Annotated in this window: 19 protein-coding genes; 9 read left to right on the plus strand and 10 right to left on the minus strand. The window is 45.4% G+C overall.

Going from position 1 to position 23,075, the window contains the following annotated elements:
• Positions 1–4 precede the first annotated feature (4 nt).
• Positions 5–1,840 (minus strand): sensor histidine kinase, encoded by a 1,836-nt coding sequence (locus VER99_RS09190; RefSeq protein WP_020335602.1) that lies wholly within the window; start codon positions 1,838–1,840, stop codon positions 5–7.
• Between the two features lie 177 nt (positions 1,841–2,017).
• On the opposite strand from VER99_RS09190, the gene dsrO reads away from it, so the two are divergent.
• The 8 genes from dsrO (at position 2,018) to VER99_RS09230 (ending at position 12,637) form a co-directional block, all read left to right on the plus strand.
• Positions 2,018–2,785 (plus strand): sulfate reduction electron transfer complex DsrMKJOP subunit DsrO, encoded by a 768-nt coding sequence (dsrO, locus tag VER99_RS09195; protein WP_020335603.1) that lies wholly within the window; start codon positions 2,018–2,020, stop codon positions 2,783–2,785.
• On the plus strand, positions 2,782–3,912 hold the full coding sequence (gene nrfD / locus VER99_RS09200; protein ID WP_020335604.1) for an NrfD/PsrC family molybdoenzyme membrane anchor subunit: 1,131 nt from the start codon (positions 2,782–2,784) through the stop codon (positions 3,910–3,912). Before dsrO ends, nrfD begins: the two co-directional genes overlap by 4 nt.
• A gap of 17 nt (positions 3,913–3,929) precedes the next feature.
• Positions 3,930–7,022 carry a tetrathionate reductase subunit A gene (locus VER99_RS09205; RefSeq protein ID WP_020335605.1) on the plus strand — a complete coding sequence of 1,031 codons (3,093 nt, stop codon included), beginning with the start codon at positions 3,930–3,932 and terminating at the stop codon, positions 7,020–7,022.
• Positions 7,023–7,199: 177 nt separating this feature from the next.
• On the plus strand, positions 7,200–7,763 hold the full coding sequence (locus VER99_RS09210; RefSeq protein WP_373423023.1) for a c-type cytochrome: 564 nt from the start codon (positions 7,200–7,202) through the stop codon (positions 7,761–7,763).
• 8 nt (positions 7,764–7,771) lie between these two features.
• Entirely contained in the window at positions 7,772–8,824 is a 1,053-nt protein-coding gene (locus VER99_RS09215) for a c-type cytochrome (protein WP_020335608.1), read from the plus strand.
• Positions 8,825–9,109: 285 nt separating this feature from the next.
• A complete protein-coding gene (locus VER99_RS09220) occupies positions 9,110–10,429 on the plus strand; it encodes a paraquat-inducible protein A (RefSeq protein WP_020335609.1) in 1,320 nt (439 codons plus the stop codon).
• Positions 10,422–12,068, plus strand: coding sequence for an intermembrane transport protein PqiB (gene pqiB / locus VER99_RS09225; protein WP_020335610.1), 1,647 nt, complete (start codon positions 10,422–10,424; stop codon positions 12,066–12,068). The genes VER99_RS09220 and pqiB overlap by 8 nt, the downstream gene beginning before the upstream one ends.
• A complete protein-coding gene (locus VER99_RS09230) occupies positions 12,068–12,637 on the plus strand; it encodes a PqiC family protein (protein WP_020335611.1) in 570 nt (189 codons plus the stop codon). Before pqiB ends, VER99_RS09230 begins: the two co-directional genes overlap by 1 nt.
• A gap of 65 nt (positions 12,638–12,702) precedes the next feature.
• Here VER99_RS09230 and VER99_RS09235 read toward each other — a convergent pair whose 3' ends face one another.
• From VER99_RS09235 to VER99_RS09250, 4 genes are read right to left on the minus strand one after another with little or no spacing between them, the layout of a single operon-like run.
• The gene (locus tag VER99_RS09235; protein ID WP_020335612.1) at positions 12,703–14,427 is read right to left on the minus strand and encodes an ArnT family glycosyltransferase; all 1,725 of its coding nucleotides are present in this window, start codon (positions 14,425–14,427) and stop codon (positions 12,703–12,705) included.
• Positions 14,424–15,092 (minus strand): TVP38/TMEM64 family protein, encoded by a 669-nt coding sequence (locus tag VER99_RS09240; protein ID WP_020335613.1) that lies wholly within the window; start codon positions 15,090–15,092, stop codon positions 14,424–14,426. The genes VER99_RS09235 and VER99_RS09240 overlap by 4 nt, the downstream gene beginning before the upstream one ends.
• Positions 15,089–15,838 carry a glycosyltransferase family 2 protein gene (locus VER99_RS09245; RefSeq protein WP_014232459.1) on the minus strand — a complete coding sequence of 250 codons (750 nt, stop codon included), beginning with the start codon at positions 15,836–15,838 and terminating at the stop codon, positions 15,089–15,091. Before VER99_RS09245 ends, VER99_RS09240 begins: the two co-directional genes overlap by 4 nt.
• Positions 15,839–15,896: 58 nt before the next feature.
• The gene (locus VER99_RS09250; protein ID WP_020335614.1) at positions 15,897–16,901 is read right to left on the minus strand and encodes an NAD-dependent epimerase; all 1,005 of its coding nucleotides are present in this window, start codon (positions 16,899–16,901) and stop codon (positions 15,897–15,899) included.
• Positions 16,902–17,401: 500 nt separating this feature from the next.
• Between VER99_RS09250 and VER99_RS09255 the strand changes: the two genes are divergently transcribed.
• A complete protein-coding gene (locus VER99_RS09255; protein ID WP_014232461.1) occupies positions 17,402–17,641 on the plus strand; it encodes a hypothetical protein in 240 nt (79 codons plus the stop codon).
• Positions 17,642–17,712: 71 nt separating this feature from the next.
• Here VER99_RS09255 and VER99_RS09260 read toward each other — a convergent pair whose 3' ends face one another.
• The 5 genes from VER99_RS09260 to ihfB all read right to left on the minus strand — a co-directional run bounded on the left by VER99_RS09260 (position 17,713) and on the right by ihfB (position 22,991).
• Positions 17,713–19,551, minus strand: a complete 1,839-nt coding sequence (locus tag VER99_RS09260) for an extracellular solute-binding protein (RefSeq protein ID WP_020335615.1) — start codon at positions 19,549–19,551, stop codon at positions 17,713–17,715.
• A 462-nt stretch (positions 19,552–20,013) separates the two neighbouring features.
• Positions 20,014–20,715, minus strand: coding sequence for an orotidine-5'-phosphate decarboxylase (gene pyrF, locus VER99_RS09265; protein ID WP_020335616.1), 702 nt, complete (start codon positions 20,713–20,715; stop codon positions 20,014–20,016).
• Positions 20,716–20,784: 69 nt separating this feature from the next.
• Positions 20,785–21,960, minus strand: coding sequence for a lipopolysaccharide assembly protein LapB (lapB, locus tag VER99_RS09270; RefSeq protein ID WP_014232464.1), 1,176 nt, complete (start codon positions 21,958–21,960; stop codon positions 20,785–20,787).
• Positions 21,961–21,978: 18 nt separating this feature from the next.
• Positions 21,979–22,272, minus strand: coding sequence for a LapA family protein (locus VER99_RS09275; protein WP_014232465.1), 294 nt, complete (start codon positions 22,270–22,272; stop codon positions 21,979–21,981).
• A 437-nt stretch (positions 22,273–22,709) separates the two neighbouring features.
• Positions 22,710–22,991: an integration host factor subunit beta gene (gene ihfB, locus VER99_RS09280; protein ID WP_014232466.1), complete on the minus strand. Its 282-nt coding sequence runs from the start codon at positions 22,989–22,991 to the stop codon at positions 22,710–22,712.
• Positions 22,992–23,075: the final 84 nt, after the last annotated feature.

Raw genomic sequence — 23,075 nt, forward strand, 5'->3', positions numbered from 1 at the left:
CAGGTTAGTCTTGATATGGAAACACAAGCTCAACCAGACAACCGTGTGGCGTGGTCGATTGAATAAGAAACTCGCCACCGTGCAATTCCAACACGTCACGACAAATCGCCAAACCTAACCCAAGTCCTTCTTCCTTTGTGCTCACAAATGCTTGAGTAGGGTTTTCTTGCTGTAACCCTGTCCCGTTATCCAATACACGAATGGAAAGCTGATGACCTTGGTAGTCACTGTGCAGGGCAATTTTACCTTGATAACCGGACGAGTGATATTTCTCCTGAAACAAAGTGCAAGCATCAATCGCGTTGTTGATCACATTAACCAAAACCTGTTGAACACCCACGGCATCGGCCAAAATGTGGCGAACCTCCCCTTCGGTACTGGTCACAACCGATACATTTTGCTTTTGCAGTCGGAAATGGAGCAACTCAACCGTGTCATCAATTAACGCTTGAATATCGCATGGCGCTTTATCGACGCTACGCTTACGGATTAAGGTTCTTAGACGTTGAATGATCGCGTCGGCTCTCTCTACTTGACCCTGTATCTTATCAAAAACAGGAACAATATCTTCGTAAGGGCGCTTCTTCGCTAAACGCAGCAAACCGCCCTCACTGTAATTTCGAATCGCCGCCAATGGCTGGTTTAATTCATGAGCGAGACTGCTGCCGATTTCTCCGACAATGGCAACTCTCTGCGAATGCTCTAACTGCTCACTTTTCTCTTTCAGCCTCAGCGAAGTCTGCTCCAACGCCTGCTTGCTTTTACTAAAACGATATTCAAGCCAAAAGTGGTAAGCGTTCAACACAATCACAAAAATGAACAGCGCCCACGCCCATTCCTGATGGTTACGCAGCCAACGCAGTGCATCCTGCCACCAAGGTTGCTGCAAGGGATGCAAATCTAAAGCTTGATAGAGTTTATCAATGCTCAACAAACTCACTGGTGACGTCCATCCCGATGCGCCAGCAGCAATAATCGCTGGATGCTCTGGCGGCATCGCAAGCAATACCTGAGCGACTTTTTTCGCCACAAGAGAAGAGCCTCGCTCTGTTTTGGCAAATGACCAGTTAGGATAAAGCGGAGTCGACACCGCACAGGAGGCTTGTTCATACTGCAGTTGATTTAAGACTCTGAAACCGCCTTGTTGTAACAGACCTTCATCTTGCATCTTCTCCAATAAACAGGCGGGCACCACAGCGGCTTCGACATTGCCGTCACGTAATTGGTAAAGATTGGCGTCAATAGGGAAGCCGAGGTAGCGAACATCAGCAAAAAAGTCGTTCGGGTCAAACCCCAACTCAACTATCTGGTAGCGCAAAGTTAAGTAACCACCAAAAGCTTTTTCCGACACCGCGGCCACTGGCAACCCAGACACCGCTTTTAGTGTTTGATACGGAGAGTTTGCCCGCACCACCAGCGCTGACCCAATGCCATAGTTTGAGTTTTGTGGGGCGCGACTGGTCAGGGTCGCCATCCAGGAAAGCGCGTATTGTCTGCCTAATCGAACCGCTTGTCCGGGATTGGTTACGATGAAATCCATGGTCTGAAATTTCACCGCCTCTCCCATTTCATCTAAGTTCAGAGGATGAAGAACAAAGTGAACTTCAGAAATTTGCTTATTTAACCAATCAATAGTCGGTTGCCACCTCTGCTCCGCATAGAGATGACCACGTATTGCCAAAACACCGACGTCAACTGTCTGCTTAACCTCATTCTTCTTTATTTCAGGCTGTTTCACGCCTTGTTGCTCAATTTGTACCGAAGACGTTGCCTGAACCAAAGAGGAGAACACAGCCAAGAAAAGAATCCAAACCTGACACAGCAGCGATGTTTTTTTCATGATGAGGTTGAATATTCCCTAAGCAAATGATGGAACAAGAATAACAGCTACATTCCCTAAACCACATTTGTTTTAGATCAACTTTGATCTGGGTATGTGGAAATCCACTATATCGACCTCGCAGCGCATTTCTCACAATGGAATCAGTCAGTTCAAATTCAACTAAGCAGGTGAGTTATGGATTCCACCAAACGTCGCTTTCTCAGCGCTGTCACAGCCGGTGCCGCGCTGATCCCAATTGCTGGTATTGGCACTGCCACCGCGGGTAATGTCATTCGAAATAACCACTCCCCCGACCGAAAAGGACAGGTCGGTAAACGTTACGCCATGGTGATTGATTTACGCAAATGCGTCGGCTGCCAAGCTTGTACTGTAGGTTGCAGTATCGAAAACCAAGCGCCTATCGGACAGTTCCGAACCACAGTAAAACAATACGAGGTGACGCTCGATGATGGTTCTATCGCCACTCAAGAGTCTAAATCCTTTATGCTCCCTCGCCTTTGTAACCACTGTGACAACCCGCCCTGCGTGGCAGTTTGTCCCGTTCAGGCGACTTTCCAGCGCGAAGATGGGATCGTCATGGTGGACAACAGCCGCTGCGTCGCCTGCGCGTATTGTGTACAAGCTTGCCCTTACGACGCTCGTTTTATCAATGAAGACACACTTACTGCTGACAAATGCACCTTCTGCGCACATCGACTAGAAAATGGCTTATTGCCAGCTTGCGTGGAGACTTGTGTGGGCGGTGCTCGCGTGATTGGAGATTTGAATGACCCATCAAGTGAAATCCGCCGCTTGATTGCAGAACATCAAAACGACATCAAAGTGCTCAAGCCCAAACAAAGCACCAAACCGCACGTTTTTTATATCGGCATGGATGAACGCTTTACCGACCACATAGACGGACAACCAGCGATTTACGACCCACAAGGAGAACACGCATGAACATCACCGAAGTGTTAGTCCAACCTCAAGCGATGGCCTGGCTCCCGTGGGCAGTGCAGTATTTCTTCTATATCGGTTCTGCTTATGCGGCAGCCATTCTGTTTTTGATTGCTTTACTGTTTGAACAATACACCAGCCACCGGCTGCGCGCTGCATTGGTACTAACCTTGGCCATAGGTGCTATCGTGGGACCGTTGGCGTTAACGGGCGATCTACACCAGCCGGGGCGCGCTTGGCATTTTTACGCGCATTTCACCCCGTGGTCGTGGATGTCTTTAGGCTCGCTGTTCCTGCCCGTATTTTCTGGTCTAGCTGTGATGACAGCCTGGCTGTACCTGCGTCAGGACCTGATCAATTTGCGTGAGCAACCGGGGAAAATACTGCCTTTATTGTCGAAGTTATCGTTTGGTGAGTGGCAAATCTCCCGTAAAGCCATGCTGATGATATCTATGATCACCGTGTTTTCTGGCTTAACCATCGCACTCTATACGGGTGCTGAAATCGCCGTCGTTCAGTCACGCTCTTTATGGCATCAACCTGCTTCGCCTATTCTTTGGTTCGTCACTGCATTTATGGGCGCAGTTGGTTTTGCTCTGCTGATCTGGCTACTACTACCAAACCACTCAAAAAGCCTATCCTCGGGCGATACCAATTTACTGAAAAAGTCTGTGTTAATAAGCGGAGGCTTAACCCTGATTCTCATGCCAATTTGGGCATCCAATAACTCGACATTCTCACTTTATTCAAGCGACCAATGGGTACAAAACATTGCCCTGATCACCTTGATAATTTTAGGCAGTATGTTGCTCGCGTTCATTACGTTGAGAGACAGTAAAACGTCCACATCTTCTCACTTTCGCCGCATCTTTGGGTTGTCTTGCATGTCATTAACCTCACTTGCAAGCGCGTGGCTGGTTCGCTGGTTCACCATCATGGAAGTGCAGACCATCGCCAAATTCGATGCCGGTCTGTATCCGTACCAATTGACTATGAATGGAAATGGCTGGCTCGGCATTATTGGCATGTTCGGGTTGTGGCTAGCACTGGCCTTACTCGGCTCAGAACTGGTTCAGTCCAAACAAAACACCGATAGAAAAACGACTTCACTCACCTTAACCGAACGCTAATCAAAGAGGATTTCATTATGGATAACAAACGCCGTCAGTTTTTGAAATCAGGGCTTGCCGTTGGTGGGCTTGGCGCATTCGCTGCAGGTTATGCCACCACCACTAAACATATGGTAGAAGGTGCGCTTGAAGGCACTGCGGGTAAAAAGACTCGCGATAGTCACCACGGCAACTCTCTGGAACCTGAATACACAGTCAGTGACAAAGGCAATCTGATCCCGAATTCAAATCAGCGCGTTGCGCCGTCGATGTGCTTTGGCTGCTGGTCACTGTGTGGCCTTCGTGTGCGCATTGACAACCGTACTGACGAAATTTTGCGTATCAGTGGCAACCCATATCACCCACTCTCTCAACAGCAACATATTCCCTTCGAAACGCCAGTCAAAGACGCCTATTTAAGTTTGGCGGGAGAAGCGGGTCTTGAAGGTCGATCGACTGCATGTGCTCGTGGCAATGGCATGCTAGAGATTCGTAACAGTCCGTACCGCATTACCCAACCACTTAAACGAGCAGGAAAGCGAGGCGAAGGAAAATGGACTCCGATTAGCTACGATAAGTTGATTGAAGAAGTCGTCGAAGGCGGTGATTTGTTTGGTGAAGGTCATGTCGATGGCTTGCGTGCAATTCGAGATTTAAAGACACCAGTCGATCCTGATAATCCAGAATATGGCCCCAAAGCCAACCAACTGTTAATGACAAATGCCGGCAACGAAGGCCGGGACGACATCTTTAAGCGTTTCGCTTTCAACAGTTATGGCACGCGTAACTTCGGTCACCACGGTTCATACTGCGGCTATGCATTTCGCGCTGGCAGCGGCGCATTCATGAATGATTTAGACAAGTACGCGCATTTGAAACCAGACTTTGACAACGCGGAATACATTATCTTCATCGGTATGTCACCCGCTCAAGCTGGTAATCCATTTAAGCGTCAGGCTCGGCAACTCGCCAATGCGCGGACCAACGGTAAACTGGAGTACAGCATCATTACGCCAAGCTTGCCTGCGGGTTCGTCAAGCTTGGCGGCTGGAGACAATAACCGCTGGATTCCGATTAAACCCGGAACCGATTCTGCCCTTGTGCTTGGCATGATCCAGTGGATCATGGAAAACCAACGCTACAATAAAACCTTCTTAGCCCAGCCAGGCGCAAACGCAATGAAACGCGCAGGCACCGCGCACTGGTGCAATGCCACTCATCTGGTGATCAGCGATGAGCAGCACCCTAGAAACGGGACGTTTTTACGTGCGTCCGATCTCAACATGTCATTCGCTGGCGATGTGTTTTCTGACTCAGACCCATATGTCATTGTCGATGCCCAGAGCGGTGAATTGAGTATTCATACTCAGTCCGATGAAGCAGAACTGTTTGTCGATAAAACCGTGACACTCACATCGGGTGATGTTCGGGTAAAATCGTCGCTGCAAAGACTCAAAGAAGAGGCGTTTAAATACAACCTGGAGTTTTACAGTCAACAGTGTGAAATCCCTGTCGAACAAATTGTGGAATTAGCAACGCGATTTACCAGTCACGGTACAAAAGCAGTCGTCGATACCCACGGTGGCAACATGCACACTAATGGTTTCTACAATGCGTTTACCATCATGATGCTCAACGCACTGATTGGGAATATCAACATGAAAGGCGGCGCGATGGCGAAAGCAGGTGGCTATCCAACCTCCGCTAATGGTCCACGCTATGACTTCACCCAATTTCAAGGCAAAGTCGGTCCGAAGGGCGTCTTTCTCTCTCGCAGTAAATTCCCGTATCACAAGACCAGTGAATACAAACGTCGCGTTGAAGCTGGTGAATCCCCATACCCAACACGCGCGCCTTGGTATCCATTTGCGGCGCCACTGCTTACTGAGCACTTGTCGGCAGCCATCGATGGCTACCCATACCGAGTAAAGGCCTGGGTCAACCATATGGCGAACCCAATGTATGGCGTCCCAGGTTTAAAAACATTGCTGGAAGACAAGCTCAAAGATCCAAAACAGCTTGGTTTAATTGTCTCCGTCGATGCTTTCATCAACGAAACTACCGCGTTATCGGATTACATTGTGCCAGACACCGTCACCTATGAAAGCTGGGGTATGGCAACACCTTGGCATGGCGTACCCGTGAAAACCGTGACCGCTCGCTGGCCGATTGTGGAAGCAAGAACCGATAAAACCGCCGACGGCCGCTCGATTTGCTTAGAGAACTTTTTGATTGATGTCGCCAAGAAAATGCAACTGGGCGGATTTGGAGACAAAGCAATTCAGGACGCTCAAGGTCACTGGCACGCTCTCCATAACGCAGAAGATTTCTACCTACGCTCTGCGGCAAACTTGGCTTATGTGAAAGGCGGCGTGCCTGAAGTTTCGGCAGAAGATATTGCATGGTCGGGCTTAGAGCGTTTGATGCCAGCCATGCAAAAAACACTCACCGCAGAGGAGATGAAACGCGTAGCCTTTATTTTTGCTCGTGGTGGCCGATTCGAAAACACCACAGAAGCCTATCAAGATGAGCAAATGAAACATAAGTGGACGCGTCCAGTTGCGATATGGAACGAGCGTGTTGGTAGCGCAAGAAACACCATGACGGGCGATTTCTATTCCGGATGTCCGACATGGCATCCGCAGAAACTGGCGGACGGTACGCCTTTGGAGGAAAAATACCCGAGTTCTGAGTGGCCTTTTAGCCTGACGAATTTTAAGTCCAACATTCACAGTGCGGTGTCAAATTTATCGCCAAGATTGAACTCCATCAAAGGGGTTAACCCGGTTTATATCCACCCTATCGATGCCGAGCGAGCAGGTCTTGAAACCGGCGATGAGTTTATTATCGAAACCCCGTCGGCAAGCACCAAAGCGCTCGCGATGGTAGTTAACGGCATTCGACCGGGAACTCTCGGCTTTGAACATGGATTTGGTCATACCGAGTTAGGACAACGCGCGCACTGGATTGGCGATAAGCAGCAGCCAGTGAAAACTCGCCGCCAGGATGGCGTCAACATCAATGACATTGGCTTGATAGATCCAACCCGAGAAGGAAAAGGCGTGTTATTGGATTGGGTGGTCGGCGCAGCGGCACGTCAATCCCTGCCAGCTAAGATAATCAAAGCTTAACCTTCGGGGCTGTCCTTTTGGGGCAGCCCTCTCACGTTCTCACCGTCAAATATGTGGAAATCCACAATACCGCCACTTATTGACAAGGAAGACAATATTGCGATTCTAAAAAAGACAAAGTGAGTCACCATGTCAAAAGTTCTTTCAGTGGTCGCAGCCAGTTTGCTGGCAACCACAATGAGCGTTAGCGCCTCGTCTATTCCTGAAAAAGCTGGTGTGTGTAGCGGTTGCCATGGTCAAGATGGTATGGGCCAGGCCAATATCGCCCCAATGATTGCCGGTTTAAATGCTAATTACCTCAATTCTCAAATAGAGCTGTTCCTTAGCGGTGAGCGACAAAATGCGGTCATGCAAGGTATGGCTCAAGAAGTGAGCGATCCGAGCGTTCGCAAAGAAGTACTCGAATACTACGCAAACTTACCAAGCTATGAGTTCACAAACCCAGAGAAACGCGGCGACCAAGCCAACATTCTCAGCCCTTATCGCAAGTTAATTTTCCAGGGAGACTGGGACCGCAACATTCCAGCCTGTGCAACTTGCCATGGTGCCAGCGGTATGGGGGTCGATAAGTTCCCTCGTCTCGCCAGTCAGCACGCCGATTATTTAAAAGCACAATTAATGGCTTGGAAAAACGGAACTCGCAGTGGTGACCCGCTCAATATGATGAGCACCATCGCGAAGAATCTCACCGATAAAGAGATCGAAAACCTTTCCTACTACTTTGCCTCACTGCGTTATTAGGAGCAAACATGAAACTTTTCTATTCTTTATTCGTGTTGCCTGTGGTTTCTGCTGCTGCAATAGCAAATGACCAACTGCCCGATCGCCAAAAAGAACTGCCAGCGGTTGAAAAAGAAAGCCAAAATAAATACCTCAAGCCACGCGATCTCAGCACCATTGCCAACACAGAGTTTGGCGAGCAAGTAAAACGTGGCTATTCGTTGTTTGTGAACTCACAACAGATGCGCGGAACGTACGTAGGCAATGAGCAAAACTGTGTGAACTGTCATATGGAAGCCGGACGCAAAGCCAATGCGGCACCTTTGTGGGCAGCTTACATGGCTTACCCTGCTTATCGTAAGAAAAACGATCGCCTCAACAGTTACGCCGACCGCATTCAAGGCTGCTTCGAATATTCCATGAACGGTAAAGCACCCGCTTATGATTCACCAGAGATTATCGCGCTGAGTTCTTACGCCTACTGGCTTGCCATGGGTGGCTTGCTGGACCAGTATGGCATGAGCGATGAACCAATTCCTGAGATAGACGCTAAAACATTGCAAACGGGCGGGAAAGCGCCAGATTTCCCTCTGCCAGAAACCATTGCTCAGGCGTTACCTGTGGAAGAACGCGGCAACCTTGCCGGACGCGGTTACCCGAAAATACCGGCACCAGAGCAAACACCGTCACCAGAGCGAGGCGCATTGGTTTACGCAAAGAACTGTGAAACTTGCCACAGCGTTGATGGCTCTGGCATCAAAGGCAGCGATGGTCACTCTTACATCCCACCACTTTGGGGGGCAAACGCATATAACTGGGGCGCAGGCATGCACCGTATCAACACCGCGGCTTACTTTATTTACGAGAATATGCCGCTTGGCAAAAGTGTGCAGTTGACAGAACAAGAAGCATGGGATGTGGCCGCGTACGTCAATAGTCACGAGCGCCCTCAAGACCCTCGCTTTAAAGGCAGTGTTGCCGCGAACGCTGAAAAGTACCACCAGCACCAAGGCTACTACGGTAAGACGCTGAATGGTAAGCAAATCGGCGCTAATGCGTTTGAAAGCACTACTGTTAAATAAGGTAACAATACCTGCTCCTTAATTGGGAGCAGGATTTCTATTCCACCAACTGAGATAGGGTTAGCCATTCGACAGGTAACCCCTTTCATAAAAAGGTTAACCTTGAACACACCCTCTATTTTGCGCTCAATTTATTTGCGCACAAAATAAATACCATCCTAGAAATCATCTACACCAATTAGTCACTAAAATGCAAGTAGAATTTGTGTTAAAATCTTTGCCTTATATAAGTATCTGCTGTAAAACAGAGTATTCTTTCGGGCAAATGATTTACAATCCTATTCCATGAGCACTCAACCAAACTCAAGTCAGTTAATAGCATGTGAAGAATGTGGTCTTGTTGTCCGTATTCCTGAGATAGAACTGGGGCAAAAAGCACAGTGCCCACGCTGTTCACACTCACTTACCAAAGTGAATGCGAAACCGTATCAAAGTGTCATTGCTATCTCGTCGGCATGTTTGATTATGTTGGTACTCAGCGTTTCGTTTCCATTTATGTCTTTCAGTGTGCAAGGCTTATCTCAAGAGATCACGTTACTGCACGCAGCCAAAATGCTGGCCGAATTCAAAAATGTCCTACTTGGCGTACTGCTATTAGCAACGGTTGTTGTTCTGCCAACCATCTACGTGGGTTTAATTCTTTTCCTCCACCTTGAAGCACTGAAAACACTCAAACACTCCCCCTCTAAAAAGCAGCAGAGGATGACAAAAGTCTTGTGCCGTATTCTGTTTAAGGTCGAGCCCTGGCTGATGGTGGATGTCTTTTTGATTGGTGTACTGGTCAGCTTGATCAAAATTGCTTCTCTCGCCGATATCGGTATGGGAACCTCTTTCTGGGCTTTCTGCGTTTACACCGTTTTAGTCGTAAAGTGCATTTCGATGGTCGATAGAAGCTGGCTATGGGGTCACTTTATTCCTGCCGTAGAGGTGCCTGGAGTAGCAGAAGGTGATACCCACCACAATCACAATCATATTGGCTGCCATACTTGTCATCAGATAAACCGCATCGAAGATAAAGCCTGTATTCGCTGCAAAAGCCCGCTTCACCGATACAACCCTACCGACAACTTACAAAAAGCGTGGGCTCTACTTTTTGCGTCGATAGTTTTTTATATCCCAGCGAACCTCTACCCGATGATGTACACCGTTAGCCTTGGGCATTCAGAAGGCTCTACCATTATGGAAGGGGTCATTTTGCTCTGGCACTTGGGCTCCTACCCAATCGCTATGGTGATTTTCTTTGCCAGTGTTTTCATTCCGATGGCGAAAATGTTCGCTCTGGCGTGGTTGTACATTCAAGCTCAGAAAGCGCGATACCTTCCACCGGAAGAAAGTATTTCACGCTTAAAGATTTATCGCTTAACTGAATTTATTGGCCGCTGGTCAATGATTGATATTTTTGTCGTCGCTATTTTGGTTGCACTGGTTCAGTTGCAAAACCTGATGGCGATTTATCCCGGCCCTGCTGCGTTGTCATTTGCTGCAGTGGTTATTTTCACCATGCTCTCTGCCATGATTTTTGACTCACGCTTATTGTGGCAATCGCCACAGAATGATGTGCAAGAGCCGATGCCTGACTTAAAAGAGAAAGCCAAATATGAGTGATGAGAACAACACAACCGCTCAAATAAAACCGCAAAAGCAGGTTTCTGCTATTTGGATTGTTCCAATCCTTGCGCTAGTTATGGGGGCGTGGATGCTGTTTCAATACATCAACAGTACCGGCCCACAAATCACATTGCAGCTACCGACAGCCGATGGCATTGAAGCAGGCAAGACGGAGATAAGAGCGCTTAACGTAAAAGTGGGCGTTATTACCGAAGTCACACTCAGCGAAGATTATGATCACATCATCGCTAAAGCACAGATGAACAAAGACGCGGCGCGTATGCTGAGAGACGACACCATGTTTTGGGTCGTCAAACCTCGTATTGGCCGTGAAGGCGTTTCTGGACTAGAAACCTTACTTTCTGGCGCTTACATTCAGCTACAGCCTGGTAAGTCAGATGAAGAGAAAGAAAAGTTCACGGTACTAGATGTTCCGCCCGTTGCAGCTCCCGATGCTGAAGGATTGAGACTGGTCTTAACTCACCGTGAGGCAGGAAAGCTGGGGGTTGGCGATCCGGTTATCTTTAAAGGTTTTACCGTTGGCCGCGTAGAGAAAACCAGTTTTGATGTTGATTCCCGTCAGGCGCTTTATCAACTCTTTATCTTTAAGCCGTATGACAATCTAGTTCGTACGCGCACCAAGTTTTGGCTCAATTCCGGCGTCGATTTACAACTCAATACCGAGGGCTTTGAATTAAAATTCGGCTCTCTTGAAAGCTTACTGACAGGTGGCGTAACTTTCGACTCCATTCCCGGCATGGACTCAGGTGAACCACTCACGGAAGAAATGGCAAGTTTTCGCTTATACGATGATGCTAAACAGCTTCGTGAAGGCATGTACGACGAGTACATTGAATTTGTTATGTTATTCGATGAATCCGTCCGTGGTCTAAAAGCAAAAGCACCTGTTGAGTACCGAGGTCTGCGAATTGGTACCGTCATGAGAGTACCACTGCGCTTCCCGACTCAAGAAGAAAGTTTTTCAGTGAAAAGAATTCCGGTATTGGTGCGTATCGAATTAGGCCGCCTGTTCGAGCACTTCCACACGGATTCGATGTCTGACTACAGCGAGAAATTAAAACTAGAGTTTGCCAAAGGCCTTCGTGGTACGTTGAAAACCGGTAGCTTAATTACTGGAGCTCTATACATTGATACTGACTTCTATCCAGATGCCGAGAAATACGTACCAGACGAGTTTTTGGGCTTAGAGGTTTTCCCTACCATGCGTGGCGGATTTGCCCAGGTTCAAAAGCAAGTGAATGATTTCCTGGATAAGCTCAACAAGTTACCAATGGAAGACACGCTAAACTCGTTAAATGAAACGCTGAAGACTTCAGAACGTACGTTGGCTTCGGCGGAGCGTGTGGCAAGCAGTATCGATAAATTGTTGAGCCAGAACGATACTCAGCAGATCCCTGCGGATATTCGTCAGAGCCTGCAGCAGCTACAAAAAACACTCGATGGTTACGGTCCTAACTCAACCATGTACAGCGAAATGGAATCTACGCTCAAAGAACTTGAAAGCGTAATGACCGAGTTTAAACCGGTACTCAAACAACTCAATGAAAAACCAAACTCACTCGTGTTTGGAGAAGAAGAAACCAGTGATCCGGTACCTGTCAGAGGGCAAAAATAATGAAGCGTGTATTTCTTTTAGTTTCTGCACTATTAGCAGGTTGTAGCAGCGCACCAGAACCAACCAGTTCGATGTATCTGTTACCGAAAGTAGAGTCTCAAACGTTGAGTAGCGCGGCAGTGGCTGAACGCCCTCTTTTGATTGTTCGCCCAGTTGAGCTGGCCAGCTATCTCAATAATAGTGGCATTGTGTATCGTACTTCTGAATCACAAATTATTCAGGCTAAACACAACCAATGGGCGCAAAGCATTTCAGAGCAGATAACTCAGCGAATCATTGACGACCTGCGCCAAAAGCAAAGCCATTATTGGCCAGTTAAAGTACATAGCCTAATAGATCAAAGTAGCGAAAATAAGCTCCAGCTAAGTTTGAGTAGGTTCAATGGAAATTACCAAGGTAACGCCGAGCTTGAGGGCGAATGGATGTTGATTGATGCTAATGGCAAAGTCCGACATCGCTCGCCAGTTAAAATCCTAATGCCTTTACAGGATGAAGGTTACGATGCTCTGGTTGGTGCACTTTCGGCCGGACTGGAAAATCTTACAGACAACATCGCGCAACAACTGTAAGAGTTTAGGTAAAGCCAAAAAAGGGGAGCGTATTGCTCCCCTTTTCTATATATACCGACTACCTATCATGAGTAAGGCTCGACGACATGTAACTCATAACGTTTGATGGTTTTAGGTGGCTCACAATCGTCCAGCGCACTCTCTTCATTCAATAACATCCAGTCTTTACGATGTGCGTTACCAAGTGACTTCGCTTTATTGATATCAAAACAAAGCTTCTCATGACCATCATGGGTAAGAATGTAACGATTTGGCTTTTCATTTATCCATAGCCATGCATTGCGCTCTTGCTCTATATGATCAGATAAATAACTGAAGTGCGTTAATGATATTGGAGAGAATAGTAGAAACTGCTCTTTAAACTCAGTAAGCCCCAACTCCCCATCCTCACCAATCGCCTTATGAGCTTGCGCCATTATTTCTTTTGCTGGCGTACGGATTGGATTGAGCAGCATGTAACCCGCAAAGCTGTACCAAACCCATGTTAGTGACAGCGCTACCCAAAACGCGCCAATGGCAGGAACCGTACGAGATTTGAAGAAAGCTATTCCCCATATTATTGCCGCGACTAAAAAGAATGCCGCGAAAGGTAATGCCGAATCGTAATCGTCTAAATGTTTGGTGATTGCTTTCACCTCCAGCGCTACCAGCACTGCACCCACAAAAAGAACCACGCCAAGAACTAGTGTCAGAGCTTTTAGCACTTTACTTGTCCATGAAGGCCAAGACTGATGACTAAAGGCATAGCCAGCTAAAATCGCCATCATTGGTAGTGCTGGCAAGATGTATACACCTCGTTTCCCTGGGCTGATACTAAAGAATACGATAACCAGTACAATCCACGACAGCACACTGATAAGTGCAGGCGACAAACGTAACTGTTTCCAGAAGTTCTTGTTAAAGAAGATAAAGTAAAGCGGGAACCACATAACCGGAATGACACTGACGACGAAATAGTGCCAAGGCTTAATATGTCCCCAAGAATTTGCGTAGCGCTCTCCCGTTTGCTTAAACAAGATATTATCTTTATATGCTGCAAAATCCGGGTTGTGGCTTATCTCAACAATCGAAATCATTGGTAACAGCCAGCATGCAATGGTTGCTAACATAAACACGGGACCAAGCAGCAGTTTCCAGGAGACTGCATCTTCGAATCGATGTTTGCCCGTAAAATGAAGCAACAAAACTGGCACTAAGAACAAGGCAGGCAGGAAGCCAACACCTTTCGTTATAATGCCCAGCCCCATGAAAATCCACGCAACGCCGTACCATCCCCAACTGGTCTTTACAAAGAAATGTCGCAACAGCCCATACATCGCAATGGTAATCCAAGCCGCGACCATAGCATCAATTTGAGCCGCTTTAGACTGGATAATAAATTGCGGAGCCAGCAGTAATAAAAAGCCGACACTACGAGCAGTTTTCACATTCCACAGTTTTGCCGAAATGTCATAACAACAAATTAATGCGACCAGGCTAACAATCGCATTGGGCAACATGAAGGTCGCTTTTATACTGCCAGTCAGCCAATAAAAGGCCGCCATTGACCACATAAATACTGGCGGTTTATCCGGATAAAGCTCTCCTCCTCGCATCGGGAAAAACCAGTTACCTGATTGAACCATTTCACGAGCAACTTCGACAAAACGAGGTTCATCTGCAGGCCAAGGATCACGTAGGCCAATTCCAGAAAAAATAATGATAATAGCGAGGATCAATAAGAAGCAGAGCGTTTGGTAATAGTCTTCGTTTTGCCAAACTTGCCTGGACTTCGCAACAACAGGATTCATAGTTCCTCTTCCATATTTAATAGTTCAACGCGGCTTTTAATATGATCTCTATACAGAAAACCAGTCAGTAAAGCACTGACAACACCAAAGAAAATACTGAGATATATCATTGTATTACTTGATGACTGAATACCTGCTCCCATTAGCGCGAATATAATCACTTGTGGGAGATAGCCAAGTACACTTGCAGAAAGGAAAGCAAAAAAAGGAACTCGCACGCTGCCCGATAAAACGTTAGTGACAACATTATTTCCGATAGGGAACAAACGCAACAGCAAGATTTTATAAAATGGTTTTCGGCTGGCGAATGAATTGAATTTGATCATTTTTTTAGGGAAATGACTATATAACCAGTTGGCGAAGATAAACCGAGCGCAATAATAATTGAATGTGGCACCGACAACACAGGCTAATAATGTCAGAACCACGCCTAGGTTTATATTATATAAATACCCAAACACGAGTGCGATTGCTTGCTTAGGCCCACTTAAGGATAAAAATATAACGCTGAAAGTGAATACCACCAGCTCTCCCGTCATACCATTTTGTTGGATATAACCAACTAGCCAGTTTTTATCCGTTAAATGCACCAAGACGGGGTTATCAAGCTGATTCGCAATCAGAACCCCGACAGCAATTAATAAAAAAAGCTTCAGCCACTTCATTCTTGTTGTTCTGTACCTGCAACACTCACCGCTTTAACCAGTGGATTTTTAGTGCGTCTTTGTAACCAAATCACACCAAACAAATCAACGATACCAACCCACGCTCTATTCCAGGCATTATAGTTTGACGTCCCTGCTTCTCGGTCTCGGTGCGCGACTTGATGAACCACAATTTCACCATTAAGCGACTTAATCAATGCAGGGAGAAAACGATGCATATGATCAAAGTAAGGTAGACGTAAGTAAGTCGCTTTGGGAATAACTTTGAGACCACAACCGGAATCGGGCACACCATCACCCAATAAAGTATGACGCACTTTATTAGCGACTTTGGACTGAAAGCGAACCCAAGCCGTATCCAAGCGCTTCGCCCGGTAACCCGCAATACAAAAATGCGGATTAGTCACTTTAGCTGCGAGTTCTAACATGCTTGGCATGTCAGACGGGTCGTTCTGACCATCTGCGTCAGAGGTAATAATCCACTCACCTTTTGCGTGTTTAACCGCCGTCAAAACTGCGGTGCTTTGTCCGCAACTTTGCTCGTGACTAACAACTTGGAGATTACAACCACACTCCTGCGCAGCATCAAGGGCTTCCTGCACTGTGTTATCTGTGCTTCCGTCGTCAGTAATCACAATTTCTACTTCTGGATAAGCCTTCAAGCTATCATGAATTTCTTTCACTAACTTCCCGATATTCCCTTGTTCATTTTTAGCAGGAATAACGACTGATATACTCGGCAACATTCACTCTAACCTTGTCATAGCAAGCTATAAAGACAAGCCCTATAGCCTTACTTTATTTTTACTTGTTATAAAACTCTCGGTACCAAGAAACAAACTCTGCAATACCTTCTTGTATCGATACCACAGGTCTGTACCCCGTTACTGCATAAAGATCTTCGGTATCTGCGTACGTTTGATAAACATCACCGGGCTGCATATCCCGAAAATTCTTTTTCGCTTCAATGCCGAGCTCATTTTCTATCCCGTATATAAAGTCCATCAGGTTGATAGGCGACCCGTGACCGACATTGTAAACCGCAAACGGCGCAGAGCTACTCGCTGGCGAGCCCGTCTCTACTTGCCATTGAGCATTTTGGGCAGGAATGACATCGGCTATGCGAACGATACCTTCAACGATGTCGATAATATGTGTAAAGTCTCTCCACAACTCACCGTTGTTGTTAATGTCTATCGATTCCCCGTCAAGTATCTTTTTGGTGAAGATAAATGGTGCCATGTCGGGACGTCCCCAAGAGCCATAGACAGTAAAAAATCGTAATCCAGTAGTAGGAATTTGATACAAATGAGAATAGCAATGCGCCATTAACTCATTCGATTTTTTCGTCGCGGCATATAGAGATACGGGATGGTCGACACTATCAGACGTTGCAAAAGGGACTTTACTATTCAAGCCATAAACGGAGCTAGAAGAGGCGTACACCAGGTGCTGAACACTATTCTGACGACAACCCTCTAGTATGTTCAGGTAGCCGGTTACATTTGATTCAACGTAACAGTGAGGGTTTTCAAGTGAGTATCTAACGCCAGCCTGTGCAGCAAGATGAATGACCCGATCAAAGTTCTCTTTCTCAAATAAAGCTTCCATTTCCGCCCTATTTGAAATATCAATTTGTAAGAATCGAAATGACGGATTCTTGATAAAACTTAACCTTGCGTGTTTTAGCTCGACATCGTAGTAATCATTGATGTTATCAATACCGACGACTTCATGTCCCTGAGCATTGAGTTTTTTCACCGTTGCGCTACCAATAAAACCGGCGGCTCCAGTAACTAAGTACTTCATAAAATCAAACCCAAAAATCCATCTTTAAAAATTAGTCATAATCTATTGATATGTAAAGTTTATTAACAAAATATAACTTATGAGACAGATTAAATACTTTATGTTGTGATATTACTCTAGGTTATTCTGAAATAGTTAGTAACAAAACAAAATTAAATGTGTGACGTAGAAATATCCTAACCAAGACCACAATCTTGCCAAGATTCATATTTTTGTCATGCAGGCGCAACATTAAATCGAGTTAAAAAAATATAGTAAAAATGGGGATGACATTAGTAACTGGAATTAATATGAAAGATAGATTAAATGTCTATTTACTCATTTAAATAGCAAATATACGGAATAAGAATAAATATCATTATCTAACTAAATACACCGTGGTGAACAGAACACATTGATCTTCGTCAGTCCATCTTCAGCATGCTGATGCTACTCTAGCGGAAAATGTAGACCGCCAACAACGGGTTGGTTTTCGACCACGAATAAGAATTAGAGTAGCAATGTCAATCACAATCTCAGACCTAACCAATGCACTAAATAAGGTTGAGCATATTCATAAAGTTCAGCTAGAAAATGTGCATCGTTTTTTTAAAGCCAACGAAGCTTTCTCGATTACAACGTTTGTTAACATCATCTCTAGTGATTCTATCGATGAGCGTTTCAAAGCCATCGACCAAGCATTTTCTTCTTTAGGCGATGTAAAAACCTATCTTCTCGAAGCTTCATATTTGGTTAGATAACAAGACGCGTAGCGAAAAGTAAAAAGCCCTATCTCTTTGAGACAGGGCTTACATTTTAGTTGAAGCTAAAACTACAACTTGTAACGGTCATCAACAACGCTAACTTCAGGGAATGTTTTTCCGTCGTTCATCGCCTTTTCCGTTTCTTTTTTCACGTCAGGATCAATCCAGAAGTTACCAATATCCATTGGATGAAGGACCCATTCTGTCGCTTTTGTCATGCCATCTTTTGGAATTTTCACCCAACGCCAATGAGCCACACGTGAATAAGGCACCATGTAACCAGGGACAATAATATTTGCTTTGGTCACATAGTCTTGAATCTGGTGGGACAGTTCATAACGTTTTTGCTGATCAAATTCTGAGTCATACGCCTCAATCAACTTATCCAGCTCTGGGCTGCTGAAGTTAGTGTGTGCGTTCGTCTGAGGTTTGTTCGCATTATCTGAGTGGAGGTATTCCCAGTATGCTGGAATCTCACCCGACCCCATGTTCAAGAAAGCCAGTTGATGTTTCTTCTCCAGGATATATTTAAACGCAGATGAACCGTCTACCAGGTTTAAGGTAAATTCAAGACCTGCCAACTTCGCTTGCTCCTTGAGGTAAGCAATGCGTGGCGTCCAGGAGTTGTAGCCATAAGTAATCGCAAAGCTCAGGCGCTGGCCCTTGTCGTTCACACGAATACCATCCGCCCCAACAGTATCAAACCCGGCTTTCTCAAAATGTTTCACGGCTGCAGCTACATCAAACTTCGGTGGTGCATTATTCGGATCGTCATACTCACCATGGCCAAAACCAAGGCCATGTGGCTTACGCGAGTAGTCACCGCGCATGATATTCTCAATCATACCGTCAAAATCGGTCGCAACCATGATGCCTTTACGCACTTCAAGGTTATCAAGCAATGGCATTGCTGTGTTCATCCAAACACCACCAGCACCTTGTGGTGCTTGGTTGAAACCCCAATATTTCTCGATATAACCGTTTTTATAAACATCGGTGTTGGTCTTATCGTGCCAATAGTTAGGTAGCACCATTTCAAAGTAATCTAGATTTCCTTTTTCAAAGTGCTTAAGCGCGATATCCGGGTCACGAATGACGGTAATGCGTACTTTATCTACGTTGTAACGGTTCTTGTAGTAACGATTGTTGTAACCCCACCAGTCTTCACCAACATGTTTAAAGGTAACGCTTTTACCTTTTTTGATTTGATCCAAGTAGTAAGGGGCTGCGGTTGGTTCCGCTTTGAAGTTGTATTTGCGTACGAAGTTGTCTGGCATGCCATCATTATTTTCGTCTTTTTCACCTTCGAAGAAATGTTTCGGACGAGGCTGGAAGCCATTACTAGGCATATTGATCATCACCATCAGGGAGTCATGGCTTTGAGCAACAGCAAGGTTCACTCGGATGGTGTAGTCATCAATCTTTTCGACACTCACGATACTGTTGGTAAAGAAGTCATTGTACCAAGGGTCAATGATGTCTTTCGATGTGTAGTACTGCATCATAAAGACGTAATCGTCGGCAGTAATCTTCTCACCATCCGACCATTTTGCGGTTTCATCTAGCTGAAAATAAACCGTTTTATTATCTTCACCAAATCCCCATGCCTTAGCAAGTTGCGGAATCCATTTGCCCGTATTTGGATGGCGTTGCGCCATTTTTGGCGTACCATCCATCAGGTATTGGCGTAAGCCTGAGTTTGCATCAGGGCCAACACTACGTAATGTTTGTGGGAAGCTTTGAATATAAGTGCGATAAGTGCCGCCATGAACCGCTTCTTCTGAAGCGAACAGAGGCTCATTGTTGTTTGAAGTCCATTCAATATTGGCTGGCAATTCAGCCGCATTCAGCTGAAAACTGGTCGCCGTTAGTATTGCTAATACTGAAAATGGCAGTTTCTTGGTCATTTTTCTTCCTTGTTATGATTTGCGATCTAAGGTAGATACAAGGAAGACCGTGAGTGAAGCTCACAAGATCTGCGAGAATAGCCCTACGCAGACAGGAAAGTAAAAAAGTATAATACGAAGCGACGTCCTGCCAACTTCTGCATTAATTTCAAAGAGATTCACCAGGTCATCCTAGACCTTACAACGCAGTAAATGCATCTCCGTCATAGTATTAGTAACCTATTTGTAACGCAACCCATCAATAACACCCGCTTGCATTTTCTGTTTATCACAGCGGTTTATGTTATGAAATTGTGACCGACATAGTGTTATGCCCTAGTCCAAAGTCGATTGACCGTAGAGCATTAAACCTAAACACTCCAACTTAGGCTAGCAGATCCAATACCAATCGAGTAAATAGAAAAAGGTGGGACATCACTGCCCCACCTTTGAAATCAATAATACAATCATTGCGTTTAGTAATTACATGTTCGCTAGGCTGTCATTGATTGACTTCAATACCGCAGCAGGATCACTCGCCTGAGTAATAGGACGGCCAATAACTAAGTAGTCAGATCCAGCTTGAATCGCGTCTACTGGTGTCATGATACGACGCTGGTCACCTTGCTCAGAACCAGCAGGACGAATACCAGGTGTCACCAGCTTAAACTCTTTGCCTAGCTCGCCTTTCAGCATTGAAGCTTCTTGCGCAGAACATACTACGCCATCAAGACCCGAGTTTTTCGTTAGTGTTGCAAGGCGGATCACTTGCTCTTGAGGAGCAACATTCAAACCTATACCTGCCAAATCACTCTGTTCCATGCTGGTTAGTACCGTTACACCAATCAGCAACGGACGATCTTTACCATATGGTTCCAGAATCTCACGAGATGCTGTCATCATACGTTCACCGCCGCTTGCATGAACATTCACCATCCAAACACCCAGTTCCGCGGCCGCACGCACGGCTTTCGAACAAGTATTTGGGATATCGTGAAATTTTAAATCCAAAAATACAGAGAAACCACGTTTGTGTAGCTCACGTACGAAATCAGGACCAAATAGTGTAAACATCTCTTTGCCGACTTTTAAACGGCATGACGCAGGATCAATGCGATCTACAAACGCAAGCGCATCAGCTTGGTTATCATAATCCAGTGCGACAATAACTTTTTGGTCGATCATTTCATCTCCTAAAATTTTCTTTTTTCTAAAAAAATGCAGCGGACAGAAAACCTGCCAGCTGCACTAAAATTACTCACCATCCAATCCACGGATTGGTTTGATCGTTCCCCACCCCTTACAAGACGGGCAATGCCAATACAGGGAATGAGTAGAAAAACCACATTTTCTGCATCGATAATGAGGTTTCACTTTTAGCTGTTCACCAACCATGGCTTGTAAGGTTGAAAGACTGTCTTTTGCACGACCATCTTCCGCCTCTGCAATATGGTAATCAATCAGACGGTAGAAACCTTTCATGGTCGGATTTTTCAGTAGCTGCTTGGTCAACAGCTCCTGTGCTGCGCCCACACTTTCGTGATGCGCAACCAGCTGTGCCAGCATTAATTCTGCTGACACTCCGGCTTTCTTATCGATACAAGCCCGAAGGAATTCCACCAGCTCATCTTCTTGCCCTAAGTGGTGGTAGCACTCTGCAATCGTAGGCAAAACATCGCTAATAAAGTCTTTGTCTTGCTCCAGGATTGAAGTTAAGTATTTAATGGTTTGTTTGTAATCTTCCGACTCTAAATACATACGGCCCAAAGCAATACTGGCACGCACACATTTTGGGTCTTCCGAGAGTGCTTTTTTGAAATGCTGAACCGCTTTGCTCTTATTGCCATCAGCTTGATCTAGCATGGCAATTTCACACCAATAGTGAGCAATATTCGCTCGCATTCTAGAGCGCTTATTACTCATTTTTGCTAGCTGGTTAGCGTAGTGAATCGCTTTTTCCCATTCACGCGTTTGCTGGTAAATGGTCACAAGCTGCTGAAGTGCACCTTCTCGATGTTCTGGCTCTTCGACTAACTGTTCAAATATCTTTTCCGCACGATCCAGAAAACCAGAAACCATGTAGTCTTTAGCAAGTTGCTGAAGGGCGAGATTTTTCTGGTCTAGAGTCAGACCCGAGCGGGAAATAAGATTTTGGTGAATACGAATTGCGCGGTCGACTTCTCCACGAGAACGAAAAAGATTACCCAACGCAAGGTGGGTATCTATGGTTTCGTTATCTACTTGGAGCAATTCAATAAAGTGGTCTACTGCTTTATCTGATTGATCAGAAAGCAGTAAGTTCAGACCCGTCATATATTGACGAGAAATTTGATGTGATTGCTTCTGCTTGTCTTGTTGAGCGCTGCGATGCCCCATATACCAGCCATACGCAGCAGCTATAGGCAATAACAAGAAGAGTAGTTCAAGCATTAAAGTGAAGCCTTATCCTTATGCCTGTTTGTCGATAGCAGGCTTAGCAGCAGTTTCTGCGTTAGCTGGCTCGTACTTTTTCAGTTTCTTCTTAAGACGTCGAACTTGAAGTTGAGTCTTTAGTTGGATGCTAGCGAAGATAACCCAAGCCAAGCCAAAACCAACCACAAATACCACGCCTAATAGCGTTGATAGATGGAACTCTCCTTTTGCTAAAAGATAGTTAAAGGTCACAACCTCTTGGTTTTGTGAGCCTAATGCTAGTGCAATTAAAAAGAGAGCGAAAATAGCAACGATTTTTATAATTTTCATATTACATCACCCTTAGAGGAGTAAGTAGGTCAGATTATGCAGTAAAATGTTTCTTCAGACCACGTATATTAGCAATAATCTATACCCAAGTAACCTCAAGAAACCCGGTTTGTAGACACACAATCGAAGTTAATAGCAATCTGGATAGATAAACATTCAACTTATGGCACGATAAACCGTCCAGAGTAAGGCAAGTTGAGATAATTGACACTAATACCAATAATTTAATTATCAGAAAGTTGAGTAGGAGAAATCGCTTAGAACAAGGAAGAACTTGCAGTAACCAGCGGTGTTAATGACAAAAGTTCTAATGCAGTTGTCAGCGATTTGAACCAGCAATAACGATGAGATAATGACTGGAATTGGTCTTACTGGACATATTATAAAAAAGCGGCATACACAAAAGTATGCCGCTTTTTCAAACTAATCAGAGAGCATTAGCCAATATTTACGCGCTCACGAAGTTCTTTACCTGGTTTGAAGTGTGGGACGAATTTACCGTCTAGTTCCACTTTATCACCAGTTTTAGGGTTGCGACCTACGCGAGGCTCACGGTAATGAAGAGAAAAACTACCAAAGCCGCGGATCTCGATACGGTCACCACTCTCTAATGTAGAGGCCATGTGCTCTAGAATATCTTTTACAGCATCCTCTACCTCTTTCGCTGATAAATGCGTTTGCTCAGCGCAGAGTCTTTCAATCAGTTCAGACTTAGTCATAGTTGCCCTCTTTGAGTATCTTTCTCACTCATTATAGTAAGTAATACTAATTCCAACAAACACTTGCTCGTAATTCTAGACAAT

The sequence above is a fragment of the Vibrio natriegens NBRC 15636 = ATCC 14048 = DSM 759 genome (assembly GCF_035621455.1).
Lineage (GTDB): Bacteria > Pseudomonadota > Gammaproteobacteria > Enterobacterales > Vibrionaceae > Vibrio > Vibrio natriegens.

Bases quoted from the DNA above. Each gene is read 5' to 3' on its own strand.
- VER99_RS09190 (WP_020335602.1), bottom strand. From the start codon at position 1,840: ATGAAAAAAACATCGCTGCTGTGTCAGGTTTGGATTCTTTTCTTGGCT.
- dsrO (WP_020335603.1), top strand. From the start codon at position 2,018: ATGGATTCCACCAAACGTCGCTTTCTCAGCGCTGTCACAGCCGGTGCC.
- nrfD (WP_020335604.1), top strand. From the start codon at position 2,782: ATGAACATCACCGAAGTGTTAGTCCAACCTCAAGCGATGGCCTGGCTC.
- VER99_RS09205 (WP_020335605.1), top strand. From the start codon at position 3,930: ATGGATAACAAACGCCGTCAGTTTTTGAAATCAGGGCTTGCCGTTGGT.
- VER99_RS09210 (WP_373423023.1), top strand. From the start codon at position 7,200: ATGAGCGTTAGCGCCTCGTCTATTCCTGAAAAAGCTGGTGTGTGTAGC.
- VER99_RS09215 (WP_020335608.1), top strand. From the start codon at position 7,772: ATGAAACTTTTCTATTCTTTATTCGTGTTGCCTGTGGTTTCTGCTGCT.
- VER99_RS09220 (WP_020335609.1), top strand. From the start codon at position 9,110: ATGAGCACTCAACCAAACTCAAGTCAGTTAATAGCATGTGAAGAATGT.
- pqiB (WP_020335610.1), top strand. From the start codon at position 10,422: ATGAGTGATGAGAACAACACAACCGCTCAAATAAAACCGCAAAAGCAG.
- VER99_RS09230 (WP_020335611.1), top strand. From the start codon at position 12,068: ATGAAGCGTGTATTTCTTTTAGTTTCTGCACTATTAGCAGGTTGTAGC.
- VER99_RS09235 (WP_020335612.1), bottom strand. From the start codon at position 14,427: ATGAATCCTGTTGTTGCGAAGTCCAGGCAAGTTTGGCAAAACGAAGAC.
- VER99_RS09240 (WP_020335613.1), bottom strand. From the start codon at position 15,092: ATGAAGTGGCTGAAGCTTTTTTTATTAATTGCTGTCGGGGTTCTGATT.
- VER99_RS09245 (WP_014232459.1), bottom strand. From the start codon at position 15,838: ATGTTGCCGAGTATATCAGTCGTTATTCCTGCTAAAAATGAACAAGGG.
- VER99_RS09250 (WP_020335614.1), bottom strand. From the start codon at position 16,901: ATGAAGTACTTAGTTACTGGAGCCGCCGGTTTTATTGGTAGCGCAACG.
- VER99_RS09255 (WP_014232461.1), top strand. From the start codon at position 17,402: ATGTCAATCACAATCTCAGACCTAACCAATGCACTAAATAAGGTTGAG.
- VER99_RS09260 (WP_020335615.1), bottom strand. From the start codon at position 19,551: ATGACCAAGAAACTGCCATTTTCAGTATTAGCAATACTAACGGCGACC.
- pyrF (WP_020335616.1), bottom strand. From the start codon at position 20,715: ATGATCGACCAAAAAGTTATTGTCGCACTGGATTATGATAACCAAGCT.
- lapB (WP_014232464.1), bottom strand. From the start codon at position 21,960: ATGCTTGAACTACTCTTCTTGTTATTGCCTATAGCTGCTGCGTATGGC.
- VER99_RS09275 (WP_014232465.1), bottom strand. From the start codon at position 22,272: ATGAAAATTATAAAAATCGTTGCTATTTTCGCTCTCTTTTTAATTGCA.
- ihfB (WP_014232466.1), bottom strand. From the start codon at position 22,991: ATGACTAAGTCTGAACTGATTGAAAGACTCTGCGCTGAGCAAACGCAT.